Genomic DNA, 265 nt, shown 5'->3' on the forward strand with positions numbered 1-265 from the left:
GTCGCCTATACCATGCTTTCCTACTGGCCAATGCTGCTCAAGGTTCGCTATCCAGCCGAGTTCTTCGCCTCGGGCATGTCCATTCTGGATTCTGACCGTATGCCTGGCCTCGTGGCTGACGAGGCACGTTTCAATCTCCGTGTCGGCCCGCCTGACATCAACACCTCCACCGACAAGTTCGAGGTGCTGACTGATCCGGCGACAGGACATTCCCTGCTGGTGGCTCCGTTCAACTCTGTTGCCAACATCAGCGAGAAGGGTGCAG

At 57.7% G+C, this 265-nt stretch carries 1 protein-coding gene; it reads left to right on the forward strand.

From position 1 onward, the window contains the following. The coding region (locus R0J88_RS20885) for a hypothetical protein (RefSeq protein ID WP_410901008.1) at positions 1-265 on the forward strand (265 nt) is incomplete at both ends.

The sequence above is a fragment of the Pseudoalteromonas sp. SIMBA_162 genome, assembly GCF_046535955.1.
In the GTDB taxonomy this organism is placed as follows: domain Bacteria; phylum Pseudomonadota; class Gammaproteobacteria; order Enterobacterales; family Alteromonadaceae; genus Pseudoalteromonas; species Pseudoalteromonas marina.